General features: G+C 73.9%; 13 protein-coding genes and 1 pseudogene. 11 read left to right on the forward strand and 3 right to left on the reverse strand.

All coding sequences use genetic code 11. From position 1 onward, the window contains the following. The first annotated feature begins 145 nt into the window (after positions 1-145). The 6 genes from glnA (at position 146) to ACH495_RS23385 (ending at position 9,803) form a co-directional block, all read left to right on the forward strand. Positions 146-1,495: a type I glutamate--ammonia ligase gene (gene glnA / locus ACH495_RS23360; RefSeq protein ID WP_396859821.1), complete on the forward strand. Its 1,350-nt coding sequence runs from the start codon at positions 146-148 to the stop codon at positions 1,493-1,495. Positions 1,496-1,578: 83 nt separating this feature from the next. Next, positions 1,579-2,004 carry a DUF350 domain-containing protein gene (locus ACH495_RS23365; protein WP_107161579.1) on the forward strand — a complete coding sequence of 142 codons (426 nt, stop codon included), beginning with the start codon at positions 1,579-1,581 and terminating at the stop codon, positions 2,002-2,004. A gap of 32 nt (positions 2,005-2,036) precedes the next feature. Next, the gene (locus ACH495_RS23370; RefSeq protein WP_396859822.1) at positions 2,037-2,729 is read left to right on the forward strand and encodes a helix-turn-helix transcriptional regulator; all 693 of its coding nucleotides are present in this window, start codon (positions 2,037-2,039) and stop codon (positions 2,727-2,729) included. 68 nt (positions 2,730-2,797) lie between these two features. Beyond that, positions 2,798-6,157: an NACHT domain-containing protein gene (locus ACH495_RS23375; protein WP_396859823.1), complete on the forward strand. Its 3,360-nt coding sequence runs from the start codon at positions 2,798-2,800 to the stop codon at positions 6,155-6,157. A gap of 40 nt (positions 6,158-6,197) precedes the next feature. Beyond that, entirely contained in the window at positions 6,198-6,569 is a 372-nt protein-coding gene (locus ACH495_RS23380) for a VOC family protein (protein ID WP_396859824.1), read from the forward strand. A 201-nt stretch (positions 6,570-6,770) separates the two neighbouring features. Next, positions 6,771-9,803, forward strand: coding sequence for a carbohydrate binding domain-containing protein (locus ACH495_RS23385; protein ID WP_396859825.1), 3,033 nt, complete (start codon positions 6,771-6,773; stop codon positions 9,801-9,803). 63 nt (positions 9,804-9,866) lie between these two features. Here ACH495_RS23385 and ACH495_RS23390 read toward each other — a convergent pair whose 3' ends face one another. Both ACH495_RS23390 and ACH495_RS23395 read right to left on the reverse strand, forming a co-directional pair. Continuing rightward, positions 9,867-10,313 carry a hypothetical protein gene (locus ACH495_RS23390; protein WP_396859826.1) on the reverse strand — a complete coding sequence of 149 codons (447 nt, stop codon included), beginning with the start codon at positions 10,311-10,313 and terminating at the stop codon, positions 9,867-9,869. A 189-nt stretch (positions 10,314-10,502) separates the two neighbouring features. Then, on the reverse strand, positions 10,503-11,432 hold the full coding sequence (locus ACH495_RS23395; protein WP_396859827.1) for an LD-carboxypeptidase: 930 nt from the start codon (positions 11,430-11,432) through the stop codon (positions 10,503-10,505). A 66-nt stretch (positions 11,433-11,498) separates the two neighbouring features. Between ACH495_RS23395 and ACH495_RS23400 the strand changes: the two genes are divergently transcribed. From ACH495_RS23400 to mptB (ACH495_RS23420), 5 genes are all read left to right on the forward strand, one after another. Further along, positions 11,499-12,266, forward strand: a complete 768-nt coding sequence (locus tag ACH495_RS23400) for a type 1 glutamine amidotransferase (RefSeq protein WP_396859828.1) — start codon at positions 11,499-11,501, stop codon at positions 12,264-12,266. Between the two features lies 1 nt (position 12,267). Further along, entirely contained in the window at positions 12,268-15,285 is a 3,018-nt protein-coding gene (locus ACH495_RS23405) for a bifunctional [glutamine synthetase] adenylyltransferase/[glutamine synthetase]-adenylyl-L-tyrosine phosphorylase (protein ID WP_396859829.1), read from the forward strand. Then, a complete protein-coding gene (locus ACH495_RS23410; RefSeq protein WP_396859830.1) occupies positions 15,278-16,927 on the forward strand; it encodes a hypothetical protein in 1,650 nt (549 codons plus the stop codon). Before ACH495_RS23405 ends, ACH495_RS23410 begins: the two co-directional genes overlap by 8 nt. Before the next feature lie 93 nt (positions 16,928-17,020). Next, positions 17,021-18,433 (forward strand): polyprenol phosphomannose-dependent alpha 1,6 mannosyltransferase MptB, encoded by a 1,413-nt coding sequence (gene mptB / locus ACH495_RS23415; RefSeq protein ID WP_396859831.1) that lies wholly within the window; start codon positions 17,021-17,023, stop codon positions 18,431-18,433. An 11-nt stretch (positions 18,434-18,444) separates the two neighbouring features. After that, the gene (mptB, locus tag ACH495_RS23420) at positions 18,445-19,908 is read left to right on the forward strand and encodes a polyprenol phosphomannose-dependent alpha 1,6 mannosyltransferase MptB (RefSeq protein ID WP_396859832.1); all 1,464 of its coding nucleotides are present in this window, start codon (positions 18,445-18,447) and stop codon (positions 19,906-19,908) included. 76 nt (positions 19,909-19,984) lie between these two features. Here mptB (ACH495_RS23420) and ACH495_RS23425 read toward each other — a convergent pair. After that, positions 19,985-20,247: pseudogene (locus tag ACH495_RS23425) on the reverse strand (type I glutamate--ammonia ligase); the annotation flags it as partial.

Raw genomic sequence — 20,247 nt, forward strand, 5'->3', positions numbered from 1 at the left:
CCGGGCCACCGTCTCCCGGGCCGGGACACGGTGGGACGCCACGCCGGGGAAGGGCGTAACGTCGGCGTAACGAGGTCGGTGGAGACTGAGCGGTCAGCCGGTCCGGCCCGATCGGTGGAGAACGTACGTGTCACGAGGGGTGGATGTGGACCGTCAGCAGGAGTTCGTCCTCCGTACGCTGGAGGAGCGGGACATCCGTTTCGTCCGGCTGTGGTTCACCGACGTGCTCGGCACGCTCAAGAGCGTCTCGGTGGCCCCGGCGGAGCTGGAGGCGGCCTTCGAGGAGGGCATCGGCTTCGACGGCTCCGCCATCGAGGGCTTCGCCCGGGTCTTCGAGTCGGACATGGTCGCCATGCCCGACCCGACCACGTTCCAGGTGTTCCCGTTCGAGGGCGGGGTCAGCGGCGAGAGCGCCCGGATGTTCTGCGACATCCTGCTGCCCGACGGCAGCCCCTCCTGGGCCGACCCGCGACACGTGCTGCGCCGGATGCTGTCCCGGGCGGCCGACAAGGGCTTCACCTTCTACACCCACCCCGAGATCGAGTTCTTCCTGCTGGAGAACGGTCCGCAGGACGGCTCGGTGCCGGTCCCGGTGGACACCGGCGGCTACTTCGAGCACACCACGCACGCGGTGGCGCGTGACTTCCGCCGCCAGGCGGTGCTGGCGCTGGAGCGGATCGGCATCTCGGTGGAGTTCAGCCACCACGAGGTCGCCCCCGGCCAGCAGGAGATCGACCTGCGGTACGCCGACGCGCTCACCACCGCCGACAACATCATGACGTTCCGGCACGTGGTGAAGGAGGTGGCGCTCTCCACCGGCGTGCAGGCGAGCTTCATGCCGAAGCCGTTCACCGACCAGCCGGGCAACGGCATGCACACCCACCTGTCGCTGTTCGAGGGGGAGCGCAACGCGTTCCACGACGCCGGTGACCCGATGAAGCTGTCCAAGGTCGCCAAGTCGTTCATCGCCGGGCTGCTCACCCACGCCCGGGAATACACAGCGGTCACCAACCAGTGGGTCAACTCGTACAAGCGGCTGTTCCCGCAGGCGCTGCCGGACCGGATCACCGAGAGCCCGGCGTACGTCTGCTGGGGTCACCTGAACCGGTCCGCGCTGGTCCGCGTGCCGGCGTACGGCAAGCCGAACTCGGCCCGGGTCGAGGTGCGCTCGCTGGACTCCGCGACCAACCCCTACCTGGCGTTCGCGGTCATGCTCGGCGCCGGCCTGAAGGGCATCGAGGAGGGCTACGAGCTGCCCCCGGGCGCCGAGGACGACGTCTGGTCGCTGAGCAGCGCCGAGCGTCGCGCCATGGGCTACGAGGCGCTGCCGGAGAACCTGTCCGAGGCGATCGACGTGATGGCCGGCTCGGAGCTGGTCGCCGAGGTGCTCGGCGAGCACGTCTTCGACTTCTTCCTGCGCAACAAGCGGGCCGAGTGGGAGCAGTACCGCCGCGAGGTCACCCCCTACGAGCGGCAGCGCTACCTCTCGCTCTAGATCGAGTTTGCGCGGTGCCGCTATCGTCTGCGGCACCGCCCGCGCATCCGCGCCCGGGCGGGCGGAGCCGGGGAGGGCGTTCGGTGCTGGAAGACCTGCTCAACGGGGCGTGGCAGAGCATCGTGTTCGGGGTGGTGGGGGTGGCGCTGATGGCCGCCGGTTTCCTGCTGGTCGACCTGCTCACCCCGGGCAAGCTGCGCGAACTGATCTGGACGCGCCGCAACGGCAACGCCGCGCTGCTGCTCGCCGCCAACCAGCTCGGCATCGCCGGCATCGTCTTCACCGCGGTGCTGACCAGCTACAGCTCGTTCGCCAAGGGGCTGGCCTCCACGGTGATCTTCGGGCTGGTCGGTCTGCTGGTGATGGCGCTGGCCTTCCTGGTGCTGGACCTGCTCACGCCGGGCCGCCTCGGTGACGTCATCGCCGCCGACGAGCCGCACCCGGCGGCCCGGGTCAGCGCCGCCACCCACTTCGGCGCCGCGCTGATCGTCTGCGCCTGCATCGCCTGACGGCTGTCGTACCCCGGGGCTAGTTTTCCGGGGTGAACCGCACGGATCGGCTCTACGCCCTGGTCGAGGAGCTGCGCGCGGTGTCGCCGCGCCCGCGCAGCGCACGCTGGCTGGCCGGGCGGTTCGAGGTCAGCACCCGCACCGTCGAGCGTGACATCAGCGCGTTGCAGGCCGCCGGGGTGCCGATCTGGGCCGAGCCGGGCCGCACCGGCGGCTACGTGGTCGACCGCGCTCGCACGTTGCCGCCGGTCAACCTGACCCCGGCCGAGGCGGTGGCGATGGCCGTGGCGCTGCACCGGCTGGGCGGCTCCCCGTTCGCCCCGGCCGCCGGCGCCGCGCTGCGCAAGCTGGTCGCGGTGATGCCGCCCGCCGACGTGGCCGAGGCGCACCGGCTCGCCGGCCGGGTGCACCTGATCGACCGCGGGCCGGCCGGTCCCGTCCCGGCCGCCGTCGCCGACGCGGTCGCCGCCGGGCGGGTGCTGCGCCTGCGGTACGCGGACCGCAGCGGCGCGGATTCGGCGCGCGACGTGGAACCGCTGGCCTACCTGGGCAACGCGACCCACTGGTACCTGGTGGCCTGGTGCCGGCTGCGGGACGAGGTGCGCTGCTTCCGCACCGACCGGATCGTCTCGGTGCGCCCGCTGGCCGAGCCGGTGACCCGGGAGCTGCACCCGGAGGACATCGACATCCCGCAGCACCGGCTGCGCCCGCTGAGCCTGGTCTGAAACCCGATAGCGTTTTCGTCCCGAATGGGGGATCCTGGCGGGTCTGCCGCCCTGTGGGAGGAATGCCGGTGCCCGACACGCTCAGCTACGCCGACGCCGTACAACTGCTCGGCGGGGAGAAGAGCAAGGTCGTCGACTGGTTCGACAGGCTGACCGGAGGGGTGCTGCTGGCCGCGTCGGTGCCGGTGCCGGCGCTGCTCGGCATCTTCGACGCCAAGGCCGAGTTCGTCCGGCTCGGCCACGAGCTGGTGCGCGGCGTGTCCGAGAAGCGCTCCGGCCTGTCCCGGTACGGGCGGACGCAGCGGCTGGAGGCGGCCCACGCGGTGATCGCGGTGACCGCGTTCTTCGAGGCGCTCGACGGCCTGAAGCTGCCGTTCGACCTGACGGAACTGGCGATCGACCGGTCCGACCAACTGCGGCTGGCCGGTGCCCGGCACGTGGCGGACGACCTCACCGCCGCGTTGTTCGGCACCACCGCTCCGGTGCCCGGCCCGCACCTGCCCCAGCCGGTGCTGCGGTCGGCGCTCGCCCACTGGTACGGGCAGCAGACGCGCGCCCTCCTGGCCTTCCTGAACGGGCTGGCCGTCGGCGACGCGCTCTCCGGCGCGGGCTGGCGGGACACCGAGGAGGCCCTCGCCGGTCTACCCGGCGTCGCCGTCGAGCGGTACGGCGCGCTGCTGAACCGGCTCGCGGTGGACTTCCCCGAGGTGTCCTTCTGGATCGACCTGCACGAGCACGAGGCCACCCGGGTCGAGGTCCGCCGGCTGTCGGTCGGCCTGGCCGACCTGCACCGGGCCTTGGCCGAGCTGTCCACCGGGTCGGCTCCGGACGGGCGGCGGGCCGGTCTGGCCGCCGCGTACGCCGCCGAACTGGACCGACCGATCATCACCTCCGGCGACGTGCCGGCCGGGCTGACCGTGCCGACGCTGGGCGAGGCATACGTGCCGCCGCTGTGCCGGATCGCCGAGCTGGACCGGGCCGCGCGGCCCAGCGACGAGAACTGGTGGCGTGACCGGCCGGACCGCGACGACCTCTGGCAGGCGCTCGTCGTTCACTTCACCTCGCCCGGGGCCGTCCGGGCCCCGCTGCTGGTGCTCGGCCAGCCCGGCTCCGGCAAGTCCGTGCTCACCCGGGTCGTCGCCGCCCGGCTGCCCGCCGCCGACTTCCTGGTGGTCCGGGTGGTGCTCCGCGACGTCCACGCCGCCGCGGACATCCAGGACCAGATCGAACAGGCGGTCCGCAACGACACGGGCGAGCGCGTCGAGTGGCCGGCGCTGGTCCGCTCGGCCGGTGACGCGTTACCGGTGGTGCTGCTCGACGGGTTCGACGAGCTGTTGCAGGCCACCGGCGTCAGCCAGACCGACTACCTGCGGCGGGTGGCCGCCTTCCAACGGCGCGAGGCCGACCAGGGGCGGCCGGTGGCGGTCGTGGTGACCAGCCGGACCAGCGTGGCGGACCGGGCCCAGCCGCCTTCCGGCACGGTCGCGGTCCGGCTGGAACCGTTCGACGAGCCGCGCGTCGATGCCTGGGTGCGGACCTGGAACCGCGTCAACGCCGTGGCGTTCCGGGCGCCGGGCGCCCGGCCGCTCGACCCGGCCACGGTGCTGTCGCACCGCGAGCTCGCGGGGCAGCCGCTGCTGCTGCTGATGCTGGCCCTCTACGACGCCGAGGGCAACGACCTGCGCCAGGCCGGCGCGCTGCGCCGCGGCGAGCTGTACGAGCGGCTGTTGCGACGCTTCGCCCGGCGGGAGGTGGTGAAGCAGCGCGCTGGCCTGCCCGAGCCGGAGCTGGACCGGGCCGTCGAGGAGGAGTTGTGCCGGCTGGCCGTGGTGGCCTTCGCGATGTTCAACCGGGGCGTGCAGTGGGTGAGCACCACAGAGCTGGACGCCGACCTGGCCGCGCTGCCCTTCGGTGGGTCGAAGTCGGCGCGACGGGACGGGCTGCGTGCCCCGCTGGCGGCGGCGGAGGTGGTGCTGGGCCGGTTCTTCTTCATCCACCGCGCCCGCGTCGGTGACGAGGAGCGACGCCGCGAGACGTACGAGTTCCTGCACGCCACGTTCGGCGAGTACCTGGTGGCCCGGCTCATCGCGCAGGCGGTCGATGACCTGGTCGCCCGGCATCGGGCGACCAGCCTCACGTTGACCGGCGAGCCGGTCGAGGACGACCTGCTGCACGCCCTCCTGTCCTACTCCGTGCTCAGCAGCTGGGCCACCGTGCTCGGCTTCCTTCGGGAGCGGCTGGCCGACCGCGACGACGTCGGCCGAGCCGCCTGGGCGGAACTGCTGACGCGACTGTTCTCGGAAGCGCCCTACGCCAACGGAAGCCGCCGCTTCGACGCCTACCGGCCCCGCCGCCGGCGGATGCCGGCCCGGTGCGCCGCGTACGGCGCCAACCTGCTGCTGCTGGTCCTGGTGGCGGTGGAGGAGGTCAGCGGGAGGACGTTGTTCCCGGAGACGGTGGAGCCGGTGGCTGAGTGGCGGGCGCAGGTCGGGTTGTGGCGATCCCAGCTCTTCGCCGAGGAGTGGCAGAGCCTTACCGACCTGCTGGCGCTGGCACGACTCGGCACGGAGCCGGACCGGGACGTGCGGGTGTGGCTGCACGACCGGCCCGAGGTGCCGCCGGACGTGGATCCGCTGTGGGTGCTCGGAGTGCCCGGGGCGGCGTCCGCGCGCGGCGTCGGCCTGTCGGCCGCACTGCTGTCACGGGTCCGCCGCAATGCCCACCTCACCTGCGACGTCGACGGTGCGGTGCTGGTCGGCGCGCTGGAGCCGGTGTTCGACAAGTTGGCGACGGCCCTGGCCCTGATCTCCGAGTCGAGACCGGGTGACGCCTCGTCCGCCGCCCATGCGTTGCTCGAGGCGTGGCTGCTGCCGTTGCGCCCGGCGTCGCAGCAGGAACGGCAGCGCGTGTATCTGCGCTGCGTGGACATCGCCGTACGTGGCGCGGGTGTGGTCCCCGACTGGGATCGGCTCGCCTTCCTCCGTCTGCTCCTGGACCGGATGGCCGGCGACCGCGGCGTGTCCGCCGAGGTGATGGTCGAGGTGTTGGAGGCCGCGTGCCGGCCCTCCCTGCTCTCCGGCAGAGCGGTTCCGCTCGCCATGCTGCGTTGCGTCCAGCGGGTGCTGGGCGTCAACCGGCGGATCGACCGGCGCCTCGCCACCATCGTGCGGATGGTCGCCGACGTCACCCTGCCGCCAGACGAGTCCGGGCTGGAGGATGTCGCGGCGGACGTGGTGGTCCGGCTGTACGAGTTCGGTGTGGCGACGGTGCCGGTCGGCGCGTCGGAACTCGTCACGTTCGACGCGCGGTACGGCGAACGGTGGCCCGACCTGGTGCGCCGGCTGGTTCCGTTGGTGGAGGATCCGGAGAATCTGTCGCCGAAACTCCGACAGGACGCTGTCGCGGACACCCTTGACGCTGGGTCCTGACGACGTCGGCCGACCGGCCGGCGCGACGACAGGAGGCAGCATGTCCAGCACGCCGGTGACCTGGTTCGAGATCGGCTCCGACCGCCCGGACCAGGCACAGCGGTTCTACGCCGACCTGTTCGGCTGGAGTTTCGAGGAGCAGGGCGGCCCGGATAACTCGTACCGGCAGACGGCGGCCGGCGGCGAGCGGGGGATCGGCGGCGCGATCCGGGGCACCGACTCGGCCGCCGACAACTACGCGATCTTCTACGCCCAGGTGACGGACGTGGCGGAGAGCTGCCGGCAGGCCGAGAAGGCCGGTGGCACGGTGGTGGCGAAGCCGGTGACCGCGCCGAGCGGCCTGACCCACGCCCGGCTGCGTGACCCGTCCGGCAACCTGCTCGGCGTCTTCACCCCGCCGGCCGAGGGCTGAGCGCTCCTTGCTCCCGGTTCGGTGACGTGGCCGGGAGCAAGGAGTTGCGGGGGATGCAAGGGGTTGCGCACAGCGTCGATTGTGAACCCCTGGTTTCCGGGGATTGAAGCTGGTAACTTCCTGGCACCACGCGTCGCAAGTTCTTGCAACGCCTTCATCCCCTTGCGCCCGTCGTGCGGGCGTGGGTGTCAGGAGAGCGCCATGAGGGGCACCACCACCAACCGCCGCCGGTGGGGAGCGCTCGCGCTCGCCGCCGGCGTGCTCGCCGCGCTGTTGCCGTTCACCGCCGCCGCGGCGGCGAACACCGTCACCGTCTACTACCAGCCACCGGCCGCCTGGGGCGCGTCGGTCAACATCCACTACGGCGTCGACGGGCAGGCCTGGACGCCGGTTCCCGGTGTGCCGATGGACGCCGCCTGCACCGGCTGGCGTCGCAAGGTCGTCGACCTCGGTTCCGCCACCGGCCTCCAGGTCGTCTTCACCAACGGCAGCGGCGTCTGGGACAACAACAACGGCGCCAACTACCGCCTCGGCGTCGGCCCGGTCACCGTCGCCGCCGGCCGGATCGGCGCGGGCGACCCGTGCGCCACGGCCACCCCGACGCCGAGCCCGTCCGGCCCCACCAGCCCGACGCCGACGCCGACCGGCAGCACCGGCGCGGGGAACACCGCTGAGGTCTGGTACCACCTCACGCCGCGCGGCTGGACTGCCGCGAACCTGCACTACCGGCCCACCGGCGGCGCCTGGACCACCGCGCCGGGCGTCGCCATGGAGACGCGCTGCGCCGGCTGGGCCCGCCGGATCGTCGACCTCGGCGCGGCCACCGGGCTCACCGCCGCGTTCAACAACACCGCCGGGGCCTGGGACAACAACGGCGGCGCCGACTACACCATCGGCACCGGGCGCAGCGTCGTCGACAACGGTCGGGTCACCGCCTCCGCCGCCGACCCGTGCGCGCCGACCGTGCCAGACACCACGCCGCCGTCCACGCCGGCCGGTCTTACCGCCGTCGCCGACGGGCTGGCGGTCACCCTGAGCTGGACCGCCGCCACCGACGACCGGGGCGTGACCAGCTACGAGCTGACCCGCACCGGAGGTGCCGGCGGCACCACCGTCACCAGCACCACCACCCGGTACGTGGCGTACGACCTGCGACCCGGCACGGCGTACACCTGGATCGTGCGGGCGCTGGACGCGGCCGGCAACCGGTCGGCGGCGAGCGCGCCGGTGTCCGCGACCACCGGCAGCGCGCCGGCCGGCGGCGCCCCGCTCGGCGGCGATCCGCGCGAGGACAGCATCTACTTCGTGATGACCGCCCGGTTCGCCGACGGCGACCCGGCCAACAACCGGGGCGGCAGCCAGCACGTTGCCTCCGGCAACGCGGCGAACGACGACCCGATGTTCCGGGGCGACTTCAAGGGCCTGGTCGACAAGCTTGACTACATCAAGGCGCTCGGGTTCTCCGCCCTCTGGATCACGCCGGTGGTGCTGAACCGCTCCGACTACGACTACCACGGTTATCACGGCTGGGACTTCTACCGGGTCGACCCGCGGCTGGAGAGCGCCGGCGCGTCCTACCAGGACCTGATCGACGCGGCGCACGCCAAGGGCATCAAGATCTTCCAGGACGTGGTCTACAACCATAGCTCCCGGTGGGGCGCCAAGGGCCTGTTCACGCCCACCGTCTACGGCACCCGCGACGACCAGTGGAAGTGGTACTACGACCAGCAGCAGGCCGGCCGGGAGTACGACCCGATGGTCGAGGCTTCCGGCACCGACCCGGCGCTCACCCCGGCGCAGAACGCCAAGGCCAAGGGCCGGCCGTACAACGGCGACGTCTGGTCGTCCGCCGCGCCCGCCGGCAACCAGTGCCTGAACTGGGGTACGCCGACCGGCGGACGCAGCGCCGAGGGCTACATCCTCTACCAGTGCCAGTGGCCCACGCCGACCAGCAAGCTGTTCCCCGCCGACAAGTACCACCAGTGCTGGATCGGCAACTGGGAGGGCGAGGACGCGCGGAGCTGCTGGCTGCACGAGGACCTGGCCGACTTCAACACCGAGAACGCGGCAGTGCAGGAATACCTGATCAACGCGTACAACCGGTACATCGACATGGGCGTGGACGGCTTCCGGATCGACACCGCCGTACACATCCCCCGGGTCACCTGGAACCGGCGCTTCCTGCCCGCGATCCAGCAGCACGCGGTGTCGAAGTTCGGCGAGAAGGGCAAGGACTTCTACGTCTTCGGCGAGGTCGCCGCGTTCGTCAACGACAAGTGGAACCGCGGCTCGGTCAACCACTCCGCGCAGTTCTTCACCTGGAAGGAGCGCAAGGAGTACAGCCCGGACGACGTGCGGGCCGCGATCGAGCAGTACGACTACGAGCAGCTCCTCGGCCCGGCCGGGCAGCCCACCACCGACAACGCGTTCCTGCGCGGCAACGCGTACCACGCGCCGGACCACTCGAAATTTTCCGGCATGAACGTCATCGACATGCGGATGCACATGAACTTCTCCGACGCCGGCAACGCGTTCGGCAACGGGAAGGACTCCGACGACAGCTACAACGACGCCACCTACAACGTCGTCTACGTCGACAGCCACGACTACGGGCCGAACAAGTCCTCGACCCGCTACACCGGTGGCACCGACGCGTGGGCGGAGAACATGAGTCTGATGTGGACGTTCCGCGGCATCCCGACGCTCTACTACGGCTCGGAGATCGAGTTCCAGAAGGGCGCCCGGATCGACTGCGGGCCGACCTGCCCGCTGGCCACCACCGGCCGCGCCTACTACGGCGACCACCTGGCCGGCAGCGTCACCGCCGCCGACTTCGGGGTGGTCGGGTCGGCCAGCGGGGCGGTGGCCACCACGCTCGCCCAGCCGCTGGTCAAGCACGTGCAGCGGCTCAACCTGATCCGGCGGGCCGTGCCGGCGCTGCAGAAGGGGCAGTACTCGACCGAGGGCGTCAGCGGCGCGATGGCGTACAAGCGGCGGTTCACGCAGGGCGCGGTGGACAGCTTCGCACTGGTCACCGTGTCCGGCTCGGCCACGTTCCGGGGCGTGCCCAACGGCCGGTACGTGGACGCGGTCACCGGCGACGTGCGGACGGTCACCGACGGCACGTTGACCGCCTCGGTCAGCGGCAAGGGCAACCTGCGGGTCTACGTGCTCGACCTGCCCGGTAACCCGGCGCCGGGGAAGCTCGGCGCGGACGGGCCGTACCTGCGCTGAGCGGGAGGTGTTAAGCGGGGCCCCCGCCTATGCGAAATGCGTTAAGCGGGGGCCCCGCCTTACTCACCAGCCGCGGTGGCCCATGCCGCCGGGGCGGCCGGGGCCGGGGAACACGCCCGCCTCGGCGGCCTTGAGCACCGCGTCGGCCTGCTCCTGGGTCAGTTTGCCGTCCTTGACGGCCTGGTCCAGCCGCTCCTTCAGGGCGGCCTGGCGGTCCTGCGCCGAGGGCGGCGTCGGCCGCTCCGGCCGGTCGGCCTGGCGCTGCTCGCGCAGCTTCTCCAGCGCCGCGGTGACCTTGTCGGCCGGCACGCCCAGCTCCTTGGCGAGCGACTCGGCGAACTCGGCCTGCCGCTCGGCGTGGCGGTCACCGCCCTGGTCGGTGCGGGCACTCGACGACGGGCTCGGGCTCTTGTCGTCGGCGAGCGCCACCGTCGGGGCGGCGATCCCGACGGTGAGCACGCCGGCGGCGGCGAGGCCGACCAGCAGGCGCTTCCTCGTCGTGCGGATCATGCGGGTCTCCTTCTCGGTGGTGATGCGATGACGTCACCGACAGTGACTGCCGGAGCTGGGGGCAACCCATGGCGAACCTGTCAGCGAGCTGGCAATCGGGGGCGCGAATCCGGACAAATGCGGTTGCAGTCTCGCCGATGCGGGCGCGACGCTGGGCGGCGGCGTCGCCACCTCACCCCACCCGGGGGGTCAGCGGACGGCGGGGGTGACCGTCAGGGTGGCGGTGGTGGTGTCCAGGACGGCGGGGGTGCCGACCGGGACGGTGAGCTGGCCGGGGCCGTGGCCGATCGGGAGGCCGCCGAGGACCGGGACGCCCAGGTCGCCCAGGCGGTCGGTGAGCACGTCGACCACCGTGGTGTCCCAGCCGTCGGCGCACTCGGTGAACTGGCCGACCGCCACCCCGGCGAGCCCGGCCAGGGCGCCGCAGCGGCGCAGGTGGGTCAGCATCCGGTCGATCTTGTAGGGCGGCTCCTGCACCTCCTCGACCAGCAGGATCGCGCCGGTCAGGTCCGGCATGTCCGGAGTGCCGATCGAGGCGGTGAGCAGGCACAGGTTGCCGCCGAGCAGCCGGCCCTCGGCCCGGCCGGGCACCCGCACCGGGAACGTCTCCTCCGTCCCGACCGCCGCGACGGTCACCGGTTCGGTGGTCATCAGCGCGGCGTGCAGCGACTCCGCCGAGCGGAGCGGGGTGCGCTCGTCCCGCCAGGCGGCACCCGGCCCGTGCACCCCGGCCAGCCGGGCGCCCCGCCAGAGCGCGAACTGCAACGCGGTGATGTCGGAGAAGCCGGCCACCACCTTCGGGTCGCGGCGGACCGCCGCCATGTCGATCAGGTCCACCACCCGCTGCGCGCCGTACCCGCCCCGGGTGCAGAGCACGCCGCGGATCTCGGGGTCGGCGAACGCGGTGTTCAGGTCCGCGGCCCGCAGCGCGTCGTCGCCGGCCAGGTAACCCCGCCGGGCGTACGCGTTCGGCGCCGGCACCGGCCGCAGCCCCCAGCCAGTGAGCAGCTCCATGCCGCGGGCCACCCGTTCGGGGCGGGTCGGGCCGGACGGCGACACCAGCATCACCGCGTCGCCGGGACGCAGGACCGGTGGGCGCAGGCAGTCGTCGGTGGGCACGACCGCGAGCCTAGTGCGGCCGAGCCGGACCGTCCGGTGTCGGGCGTACCGGCTAGCCTCGACGTCGTGGCGACCGCGCTGGTGATCGAGAACGACCCGACCGACGACCTCCGCCGACTGGGGGAGTGGCTCACCGAGGGGGGTCTGGAGCTGCGCGTCCTGCGCCCGCACGCGGGCGACGCGCTCCCCGCCGACCTCGACGGGTACGCCGCCCTGGTGGTGCTCGGCGGCGACCAGCAGGCCTACCCGGCGGCCGACGACAGCCCCGGCGCGCCCTGGTTCCCGGCGCTGGAGGGGCTGCTGCGCAAGGCGGTCCGCCACCGGGTGCCCACGCTGGCGATCTGCCTGGGCGCGCAGTTGCTCGCCACCGCGCACGCCGGCCGGGTGGAACGCAGCCCGTCCGGGCCGGAGATCGGCCCCACCGTGGTCGGCCGGCGCGACGCCGCCGAGACCGATCCGCTGTTCCGCCACGTGCCGCTGATGCCCGACGTGCTCCAGTGGCACGCCGACGAGATCACCGAGCTGCCGCACGGCGCGACGCTGCTCGCCGCGTCCACCCGCTACCCGCACCAGGCGTTCCGCCTCGGCGACCGGGCCTGGGGGCTGCAGTTCCACATCGAGTGCGACACCGCGATGATCGCCGAGTGGTCGCGCGACTCGGCCACGCTCGCCGAGCTGGGCTACGACCCGGAGCTGGTGGTGGCCGCGTGCGCCCGGGCGATGGCCGACGTCGAGGAGGCCTGGCAGCCGTTCGCGATCCGGTTCGCCGCGCTCGCCCTCGGCGAGCTGGGCGACGACAGTCCGCGCCGCAGCCTGCCGCTGCTCGGGGCGTGAGGTGACCCGGCCGGCCCGCGGGCGCCTGGCCCGCTACGGCTTCGCCGAGGCCGACACCGGTCCGCGCGCCGTCGACCTGCTCGGCCCGGACGGGCTCGGCCTGTGGCGGCCGGACACCCAGGAACCGGCCGACGACCACGCCGCCGAGCTGCTCACCGCGCTCTCCCGGGCCGCCGACCCGGACCTGGCGCTGCGCCAGCTGCACCGGCTCGTCGAGGCGGAACGACAGCACGGCGACGAGGTCGCCGTCCGCGACGCGCTCGCCGCCGACCCCGGCCTGCGCCGCCGGCTGGTCGCGGTGCTCGGCGCCTCCTCGGCGCTCGGCGACCACCTGGTGGCCAACCCGGGGCAGTGGGCGGTGCTGGCCACCGAGCCGGACGGGCTCGCCCCGACCGCCGACGGCCGGCTCGACCTGGCCGTCGCCGCCAAGCTGACCACGCTCACCGGTGCGGTGCCGCTGCTGCGGCAGGCGTACCGGCTGGCGTTGCTGCGGATCGCGGCGGCCGACCTGACCGGCGGGCGCGGCCTGGAACAGACCATGGCCGCGCTGTCCGGGCTCGCCGACGCCACGCTGGCCGCCGCCTACGACATCGCGGTCGACGAGCTGCCCGAGGGCACGACCCCGCCCCGGCTCGCGGTGGTGGCGATGGGCAAGTGCGGCGGCGACGAGCTCAACTACGTCTCCGACGTCGACGTCATCTTCGTCGCCGCCGGTGATGACGACCTGACCGCCGCCACCCAGGTCGCCACCCGGCTGATCGGGGTCTGCGGGCTGGTCGCGTGGCCGGTCGACGCCGCGCTGCGCCCGGAGGGCAACCGGGGTCCGCTGGTCCGCACGCTCGCCAGCCACCTGGCCTACTACAAGCGTTGGGCCCGCACCTGGGAGTTCCAGGCGCTGCTCAAGGCCCGCCCGGCCGCCGGTGACCTAGCGCTGGCCCGGGAGTGGGTCGCGGCGCTCGCCCCGCTGGTCTGGACCGCGGCCGAGCGGCCGGAGGCGGTCTCCGACGTCCGGTCCATGCGCCGCAAGATCCTCGACAACGTCCCGCCCAAGGAGCTGGAACGTGAGATCAAGCGCGGTCCGGGCGGGCTGCGCGACATCGAGTTCGCCGTCCAGTTGCTCCAGCTCGTGCACGGTCGTGGCGACGAGTCGCTGCGCGTGGCGGGCACCGTGCCGGCGCTGCGCGCCCTGGTCGCCGGCGGCTACGTCGGCCGCGCCGACGGTGAGGCGCTGCTGCGCGGCTACCGCTTCCTGCGCGCCGTCGAGCACCGGCTCCAGCTCCAGGGCCTGCGTCGCACCCACACCGTGCCGACCGAGCCGGCCGCGCTGCGCTGGCTCGCCGCCGCGCTCGGCTACGCGGCCACCCCGGGCCGCAGCGCCGTCGAGGAGTTCCGCGCCGAGTGGGTCACCCACGCCACCGAGGTACGCCGGCTGCACGCCAAACTGCTCTACCGGCCGCTGCTGGAGTCGGTGGCCCGGGTGCCGGCCGAGGGGTTGCGGCTCACCCCGCAGGCGGCCCGGCACCGGCTGGAGGTGCTCGGCTTCGCCGACCCGGCCGGGGCGCTGCGGCACCTCCAGGCGCTCACCGGCGGGGTCAGCCGCACCGCCGCCATCCAGCGCACGCTGCTGCCGGTGCTGCTCGACGAGTTCGCCGACGCCCCGGAGCCGGACCGCGGCCTGCTCAACTATCGGCAGGTCTCCGACAAGCTCGGCAGCACCCCGTGGTATCTCCGCCTGCTGCGCGACTCCGGCCCGGTGGCACGCCGGCTGGCCCGGGTGCTCTCCTCCTCCCGCTACGCGGCCGACCTGCTGGCCCGCGAGCCGGAGGCGCTGCGGCTGCTGGCCGAGGACAGCGAGTTGACCCCGCGTCCCCGGGAGACGCTGGTCGAGGGCTTCGTCGCGGCGGCGGCCCGGCACGACGACCCGGTCGAGGCCACCCGGGCGGTCCGCGCGCTGCGCCGCCGCGAACTGGTCCGGATCGCCGCCGCCGACGTGCTCAGCCGGGCCGGTTCACTCGCCCCGCTCACCCCGCGCCCGCCGGGCGGCGGGCCACGCCGTCCCACGGTGGTGGACGTGAGCGCGGTCGGCACCGCGCTCTCCCACGTCACCGACGCCACGCTGGCCGCCGCGCTGCGCGCCGCCCGGGCCGCCCAACCCGGCCCGCCGGGCCTGCGTTTCGCCGTGATCGGCATGGGCCGGCTCGGCGGGTACGAGTCCAACTACCTGTCCGACGCCGACGTGCTGTTCGTCTACGACCCGCCGCCCGGGGCGGACGAGAGCGCGGCCGGTGCCGCCGCGCACGCCGTCGCCGAGGAGCTGCGCCGGCTGCTCTCCGCGCCGGCGCCCGACCCGCCGCTCGGTGTCGACGCCGACCTGCGTCCCGAGGGCCGGCAGGGCCCCCTGGTCCGCAGCCTGGCCGCGTACGCCCAGTACTACGCGCGCTGGTCGAAGGTGTGGGAGGCGCAGGCGCTGCTGCGCGCGCGTTTCGTCTGCGGCGACGCCGACCTGGGCGCCGAGTTCGAGGCGATGATCGAGCCGGTGCGATACCCGGCCGACGGGCTGAGCCGCGAGCAGGTGGTGGAGATCCGCCGGATCAAGGCGCGGGTGGAGACCGAGCGGCTGCCCCGCGGCGCCGACCCGGCCACCCACACGAAGCTGGGCCGGGGCGGGCTCGCCGACGTCGAGTGGGCCGTGCAACTGCTCCAGCTCCGGCACGCCGGCGGGCTGCCCGCGCTGCGCGGCACCCGTACCCTCGACGTGCTGGCCGCCGCCCGCGAGGCCGGCCTGCTCGACCCCGACGACGCGGCCGAGCTGGCCGCCGGCTGGACGCTCGCCGCCCAGGTCCGCGACGCGCTGATGCTGGTGCGCGGCCGGGCCGGTGACCAGCTTCCCCGGCACGGGGTGGAGCTGGCCGGCGTGGTGCGCCTGCTCGGCCACGACGACGCCGGCGAATTCCTCGACGGCTACCTGCGCACCGCCCGGCACGCCCGGTCCGCGATGGAGCGGGTCCTCGATGCCTGACGCGCTGGGCCGGCCGACGCGGGCCGGGACCGCGGGGCGGGCCGGCCACCTCCGGGTGCCCGGATGGTTGCCGGCCGTCGCGACGGCGCTGCTGCTGTCGGTGGCGTTCCTGCTCGCCCCGCCCATGGGCACCGACCTGGCCGCACAGGTCGCCCGCGCCGACTTCGTCGCCCAGCACGGCGGCACGCCTGTCGACCTCGGCTGGTACGGCGGGGTGAACCAATACGGCTACAGCTTGTTCACCGCCCGGCTGGGTGCGTGGCTCGGGGTGCGGCCCCTGGGCGCGTTGGCAGCCGTGTTGGGCGCGGCGGCCCTGGGCTGGTTGTTCGTCCGGCACCGGGCACGCCGGCCGGTGCTGGCCGGGGTGCTTGGCGCGGTGGTACTGGTCGGCAACCTGGCCAGCGGCCGGATCACCTTCGCCGTCGGCCTCACGTTCGGGCTGCTCGCACTCTGCGCGGTCAGTGCCGAGCGGCTCACCCGGTGGGCGCGCCTGGTCCTGGCCGCCCTGCTCGCCGCCGCCGCTACCTGGGCCAGCCCGGTCGCCGGGCTTTTCACCGGACTGGCCGGCGCGGCGCTGCTGCTGGCCGCGCTGCGCCGGGGCGACGGGGCGGGTCGTCCGCTGCCCGGCGGCTGGCGGGCCGACCGCCCGCTGGCCGAGAGCCTGGTGCTCTGCCTCGCGCCGGCGCTCGCGCTCGCGCCGATGGCCGTGCTGTTCGGCAACGGCGGGACCCAGCCCTACTCGGCGGAGTCGATGCGGGTCAACGTGGCGTTGGCGGTGCTGGTGTTCGTCGTGGTGCCCCGGCGGCGCCGCGCCCTGCGGATCGGCGCGGTGCTTGCCGTGCTGTTGCTGATCGGTGCCTACTACCTGCCCAGCCCGATCGGCTCCAACGCGCTGCGCCTGCCAATGCTCTTCACGCTGCCGCTGCTTGCCGGGTTCGCTCCGCTGCCCGGCCGGTGGCTGGCCGGCCTGCTCGCCGCCACCGTCTGGTGGCAGAACCCGGTCATGGTCAGCGACGTCACCCGTGCCGGTTCACCGGAGAGCGCCGCCGCGTTCCACCGCCCGCTCAGCGAGGAGTTGGACAGGCGGCAGCCGGTGGGTCGGGTCGAGGTGGTGCCGCTGCGCGACCACTGGGAGTCGGCGTATCTGCCGCCGACGGTACCGCTGGCGCGTGGCTGGGAACGGCAGGTCGACACCGATCGCAATGCTCTCTTCTATTCCGACGGTCTCACCCCGGACTCATACGGGGAGTGGCTGCGCCGCAACGCGGTCCGGTACGTCGCGGTTGCGCCCGACGCGCCGCCGGACCGGTGGGGTCGGAAGGAGGCCGAACTGGTGCTCGCCGGTCAGCCCTACCTGCGCGAGGTCTGGCGTGACGCGAACTGGCGTCTGTACGCGGTGTCCGATCCGACACCGTTGGTGGGTGCTCCGGGCTCGTTAATTGCCTCGGACCAGGCCCGGGTGCGGTTCGCCGTGGACCGCGTCGGCGACGTGCCGATCCGCATACGTTGGTCGCCCTGGCTTTCCCTTGAAGGGCCTGGCGGTTGCCTGCGGCCGGGGGCGGACGGGTGGACAGACGTCGAGGTACGCGTCCCCGGTGACTTTTCGGTCTTCAGCGGTGTCCCGGCGAGGAATCACTGCTGACGGCGTGATCGCGGGGCCTCGGCTACGCCCTCGCGTCCGCTGCGGTCACCGAGGTCGGTCCTGGCGGCGGCTGGACCCGGCGGGGCTGGCAGCATGACGAGCGTGTCTCACCAACTGTCACGCTGGACCGGCCTGGCCGGTGCCCTCCTGCTCGCGCTGGCCGCCCTACTCGGGGGCGCCCTGACCGACTCTTCGTTGCGGACGAACCCGGTGAAGATCTGGCAGGGGCCGCACGGCCCGTTGATCGTCCTGGCGTGGCTGGTGGGCACCGCGCTGCTGGCCTGGGCTTGGTGGTCGCTACGCGACCGGGTGCCGTCCGTGCGGTGGGCTCTGGTCACCGCCGCGCTCTGGCTGACGCCGCTGCTGCTCGCGCCCCCCTTCGGTAGCCGGGACGTCTACGCGTACGCCTGTCAGGGAGCCAGTTACGCGGCCGGGATCAGTCCGTACGAGCAGGGTGTCTCGGCTCTGCCGTGCCCGTGGTTGGATACCGTCTCCTACATCTGGCGGGACAGCCCGGCCCCCTACGGTCCGCTCTTCGTCGTCATCGCCGGTGCGGTGGTGAAGGCCACCGGCTCACTGACCGCCAGCATCGTGTTGTTCCGGCTGCTCGCCCTGGTCGGAGTGGTGCTGACGGCGTACGCGGTGCCGGTGCTGGCCCGCCGCTGCGGCGTACCGGCCGAGCGGGCGGTGTGGCTGGTGCTGGCCTGCCCGCTGGTCGCCGTGCACCTGATCGGCGGGCCGCACAACGACGCGCTGATGGTCGGCACGCTGGTTGCCGGGCTGGCGGTGGTGGCGTCCCGGCCGGGTCGCCCCGGTCCGTTGCTGGTGGGAGGGGTGCTGCTCGGCGTCGCCGTGGCCATCAAGGTGACCGCCCTGGTCGTCGTGCCGTTCGCCGCGCTGGTGGCGATGGTCGGGCCGTACCGGATCCGGGCGCTGCTGCGCGACGGTGGGTGGGTGGTCGGCGGAGCGGTGGCCACCGTCGTCGGTGTGACGGTTGCCGGCGGCCTGGACTTCGGCTGGGTCGGCGGACTGTCGCAGGGCGGCGTCGCGGTCGCCTGGACCTCACCGCCGACGGCGGTGGGACAGACCGTCGGGTACGTCGTGGCGCCGTTCGGTGTCCACGTCGACGCGCTCCCGGTGACACGGGGGATCGCCGTGGTGCTCTTGGCCGTGCTGCTGGTCTGGCTCTGGTGGCGGGCCCGCACCCGTGACCCGCTCTATTACGCCGGCCTGGCACTGGCCCTGACGGTGGCCCTCTCGCCGGTGGTCCACCCCTGGTACTGGACCTGGCCGCTGGCCGTGCTCGCCGCGACCGCCCCGGTGCGGGAGAAGTGGTATCTGGTGGTCGCACTGGTGGCGTCGTTCCTCATCCTGCCCGACGGCACCGGCCTGCCGCGGTACACCAAGATGCCGGGTGCGCCGCTGATGACGCTGTTCGTGATAGTCCTGGTCGGATGGTTGGTACGGTCGGCTCGGAAGGGGCGGCAGCCGGTCCCCGTGGAGTGAGGAGGGTGCCGGTGAGCGAGCCCGACGCGCCGGTCCGGCCGGTCGCCGCCGCGCTCGCCCGGTACGCCGGTCTCGCCGGGGCGGTGCTGCTCACCGCCGCCGGCTGGCTGGGCGGGGCATTGCCCGGCGCGCCGCCGCGCGCCACGCTCGCCGCGCTCTGGCAGGCTCCGCACGGGCCGGTGGCGCTCGGCTGCTGGCTGGTGGGAACCGTGCTGCTGGTGGGCGCCTGGTGGTCGCTGCGCTGGGGCGCCCCGTCGGGCCGGTGGGCCTACCTGACCGCCGTGCTCTGGGCACTGCCGCTGCTGGCCGCGCCGCCGCTGGGCAGCCGCGACGTCTACTCGTACGCCTGCCAGGGCTGGACCTGGACGCAGGGGGTCAGCCCGTACCGGGTGGGGGTGGCGGCGGCCGGCTGTCCGTGGACCGGGTCGGTGTCACCGATCTGGCGGGACACCCCGGCGCCGTACGGGCCGTTCTTCGTGCTGTTGGCCGGGCTGGCGGTGCTCGCCGGCGGCGGCCTGGTCGGGACGATCGTGCTGTTGCGGTTGGTCGCGGTGGCCGGGGTGCTGCTGGCCGCCGTCGCCCTGCCCGGCCTGGCCCGGGCCGCCGGGGTGCCGGCCCGCCGGGCGGCCTGGCTGGTGCTGGCCTGCCCGCTGGTCGGGGTGCACCTGGTCGCCGGCGCGCACAACGACGCGCTCGCGCTCGGGCTGGTCCTGCTCGGGCTGCTGGTGCTCGTCCGCCGACCGGGCACGTCGCGCGCGCTGGTGGTGGCCGGGGTGCTGCTGGGCCTGGCGGTCGCGGTGAAGGCGGTCGCCGTGGTGGTGCTGCCGTTCGCGGCGCTCGCCGCCGTGCCCGGTCGGCACACCTGGCGGGCGCTGCTGCGCGACGGTGGCCGGCTGGCCGCGGCGGTGCTCGGCACGCTGCTGGTCCTCTCGCTCGCCACCCGCCTCGGGTTGGGCTGGGTGGACGGGCTCGGCCGCAGCGGCGACTCGCAGCAGTGGACCTCGCCACCGACCGCTGTCGGTTTCGTGATCGACTACGCCGGCGAACTGGTCGGGCGTGCCCCGCACGCCGTGCCGGTGACCCGGTTGGTCGGGCTGGTGCTGCTGGCCGGGCTGCTGGTGGCGCTCTGGTGGCGGGCGTGGACGGCGCTGCGCCGGTCGGGCGCGGATCGGCAGCGGGTGGTGCTGCTCGGCGCCGGGCTGGCGCTGGCCGCCACCGTGCTGCTCGCCCCGGTCTTCCACCCCTGGTACGCGACCTGGCCGCTGGCGCTGCTCGCGGTGGCGGTGGTGTCGCCGGCCCGGGCCGTCTGGTTCGTGGCGCCCTGCGTGGTGGCCTCGGTGCTCGCGCTGCCCGACGGCACGAACCTGGCCCGGTTCACCAAGGCGCCCGGCGCGGTGCTGATGACGGTGCTGGTGGTGGTCGTCGTGGCGGCCGGCGTCCGGGCCGGGCTGCGCCACCGGCACGCGCCGCGCTGAGCCGGCCCGGCAACGGAACGGCCGGGCCGGCCCCGCGAAGGCGGAGCCGGCCCGGCCGGTGCTGACGAGAGCGTGCTCAGCAGTCGAAGTACATCGCGAACTCGTGCGGGGTCGGGCGCAGGCGCACCGGGTCGACCTCGTTGGCCCGCTTCCAGTCGATCCAGGTGGAGATCAGGTCCGGCGTGAACACGCCGCCGTCGAGCAGGTAGTCGTGGTCGGCCTCGAGCGAGTCGAGCACGGCCGGCAGCGAGCCGGGGACCTGCTTGACGTCGCCCCACTCCTCCGGGGGGAGGTCGTAGAGGTCCTTGTCGATCGGGGCCGGGGGTTCGATCTTGCTCT

It is taken from the genome of Micromonospora sp. NPDC018662, from assembly GCF_044391475.1.
Lineage (GTDB): Bacteria > Actinomycetota > Actinomycetes > Mycobacteriales > Micromonosporaceae > Micromonospora.

Coding starts and splice junctions, on each gene's coding strand:
- ACH495_RS23380 (WP_396859824.1), top strand. CDS start 6,198: ATGTCCAGCACGCCGGTGACCTGGTTCGAGATCGGCTCCGACCGCCCG.
- ACH495_RS23385 (WP_396859825.1), top strand. CDS start 6,771: ATGAGGGGCACCACCACCAACCGCCGCCGGTGGGGAGCGCTCGCGCTC.
- ACH495_RS23390 (WP_396859826.1), bottom strand. CDS start 10,313: ATGATCCGCACGACGAGGAAGCGCCTGCTGGTCGGCCTCGCCGCCGCC.
- ACH495_RS23410 (WP_396859830.1), top strand. CDS start 15,278: ATGCCTGACGCGCTGGGCCGGCCGACGCGGGCCGGGACCGCGGGGCGG.
- mptB (WP_396859831.1), top strand. CDS start 17,021: ATGACGAGCGTGTCTCACCAACTGTCACGCTGGACCGGCCTGGCCGGT.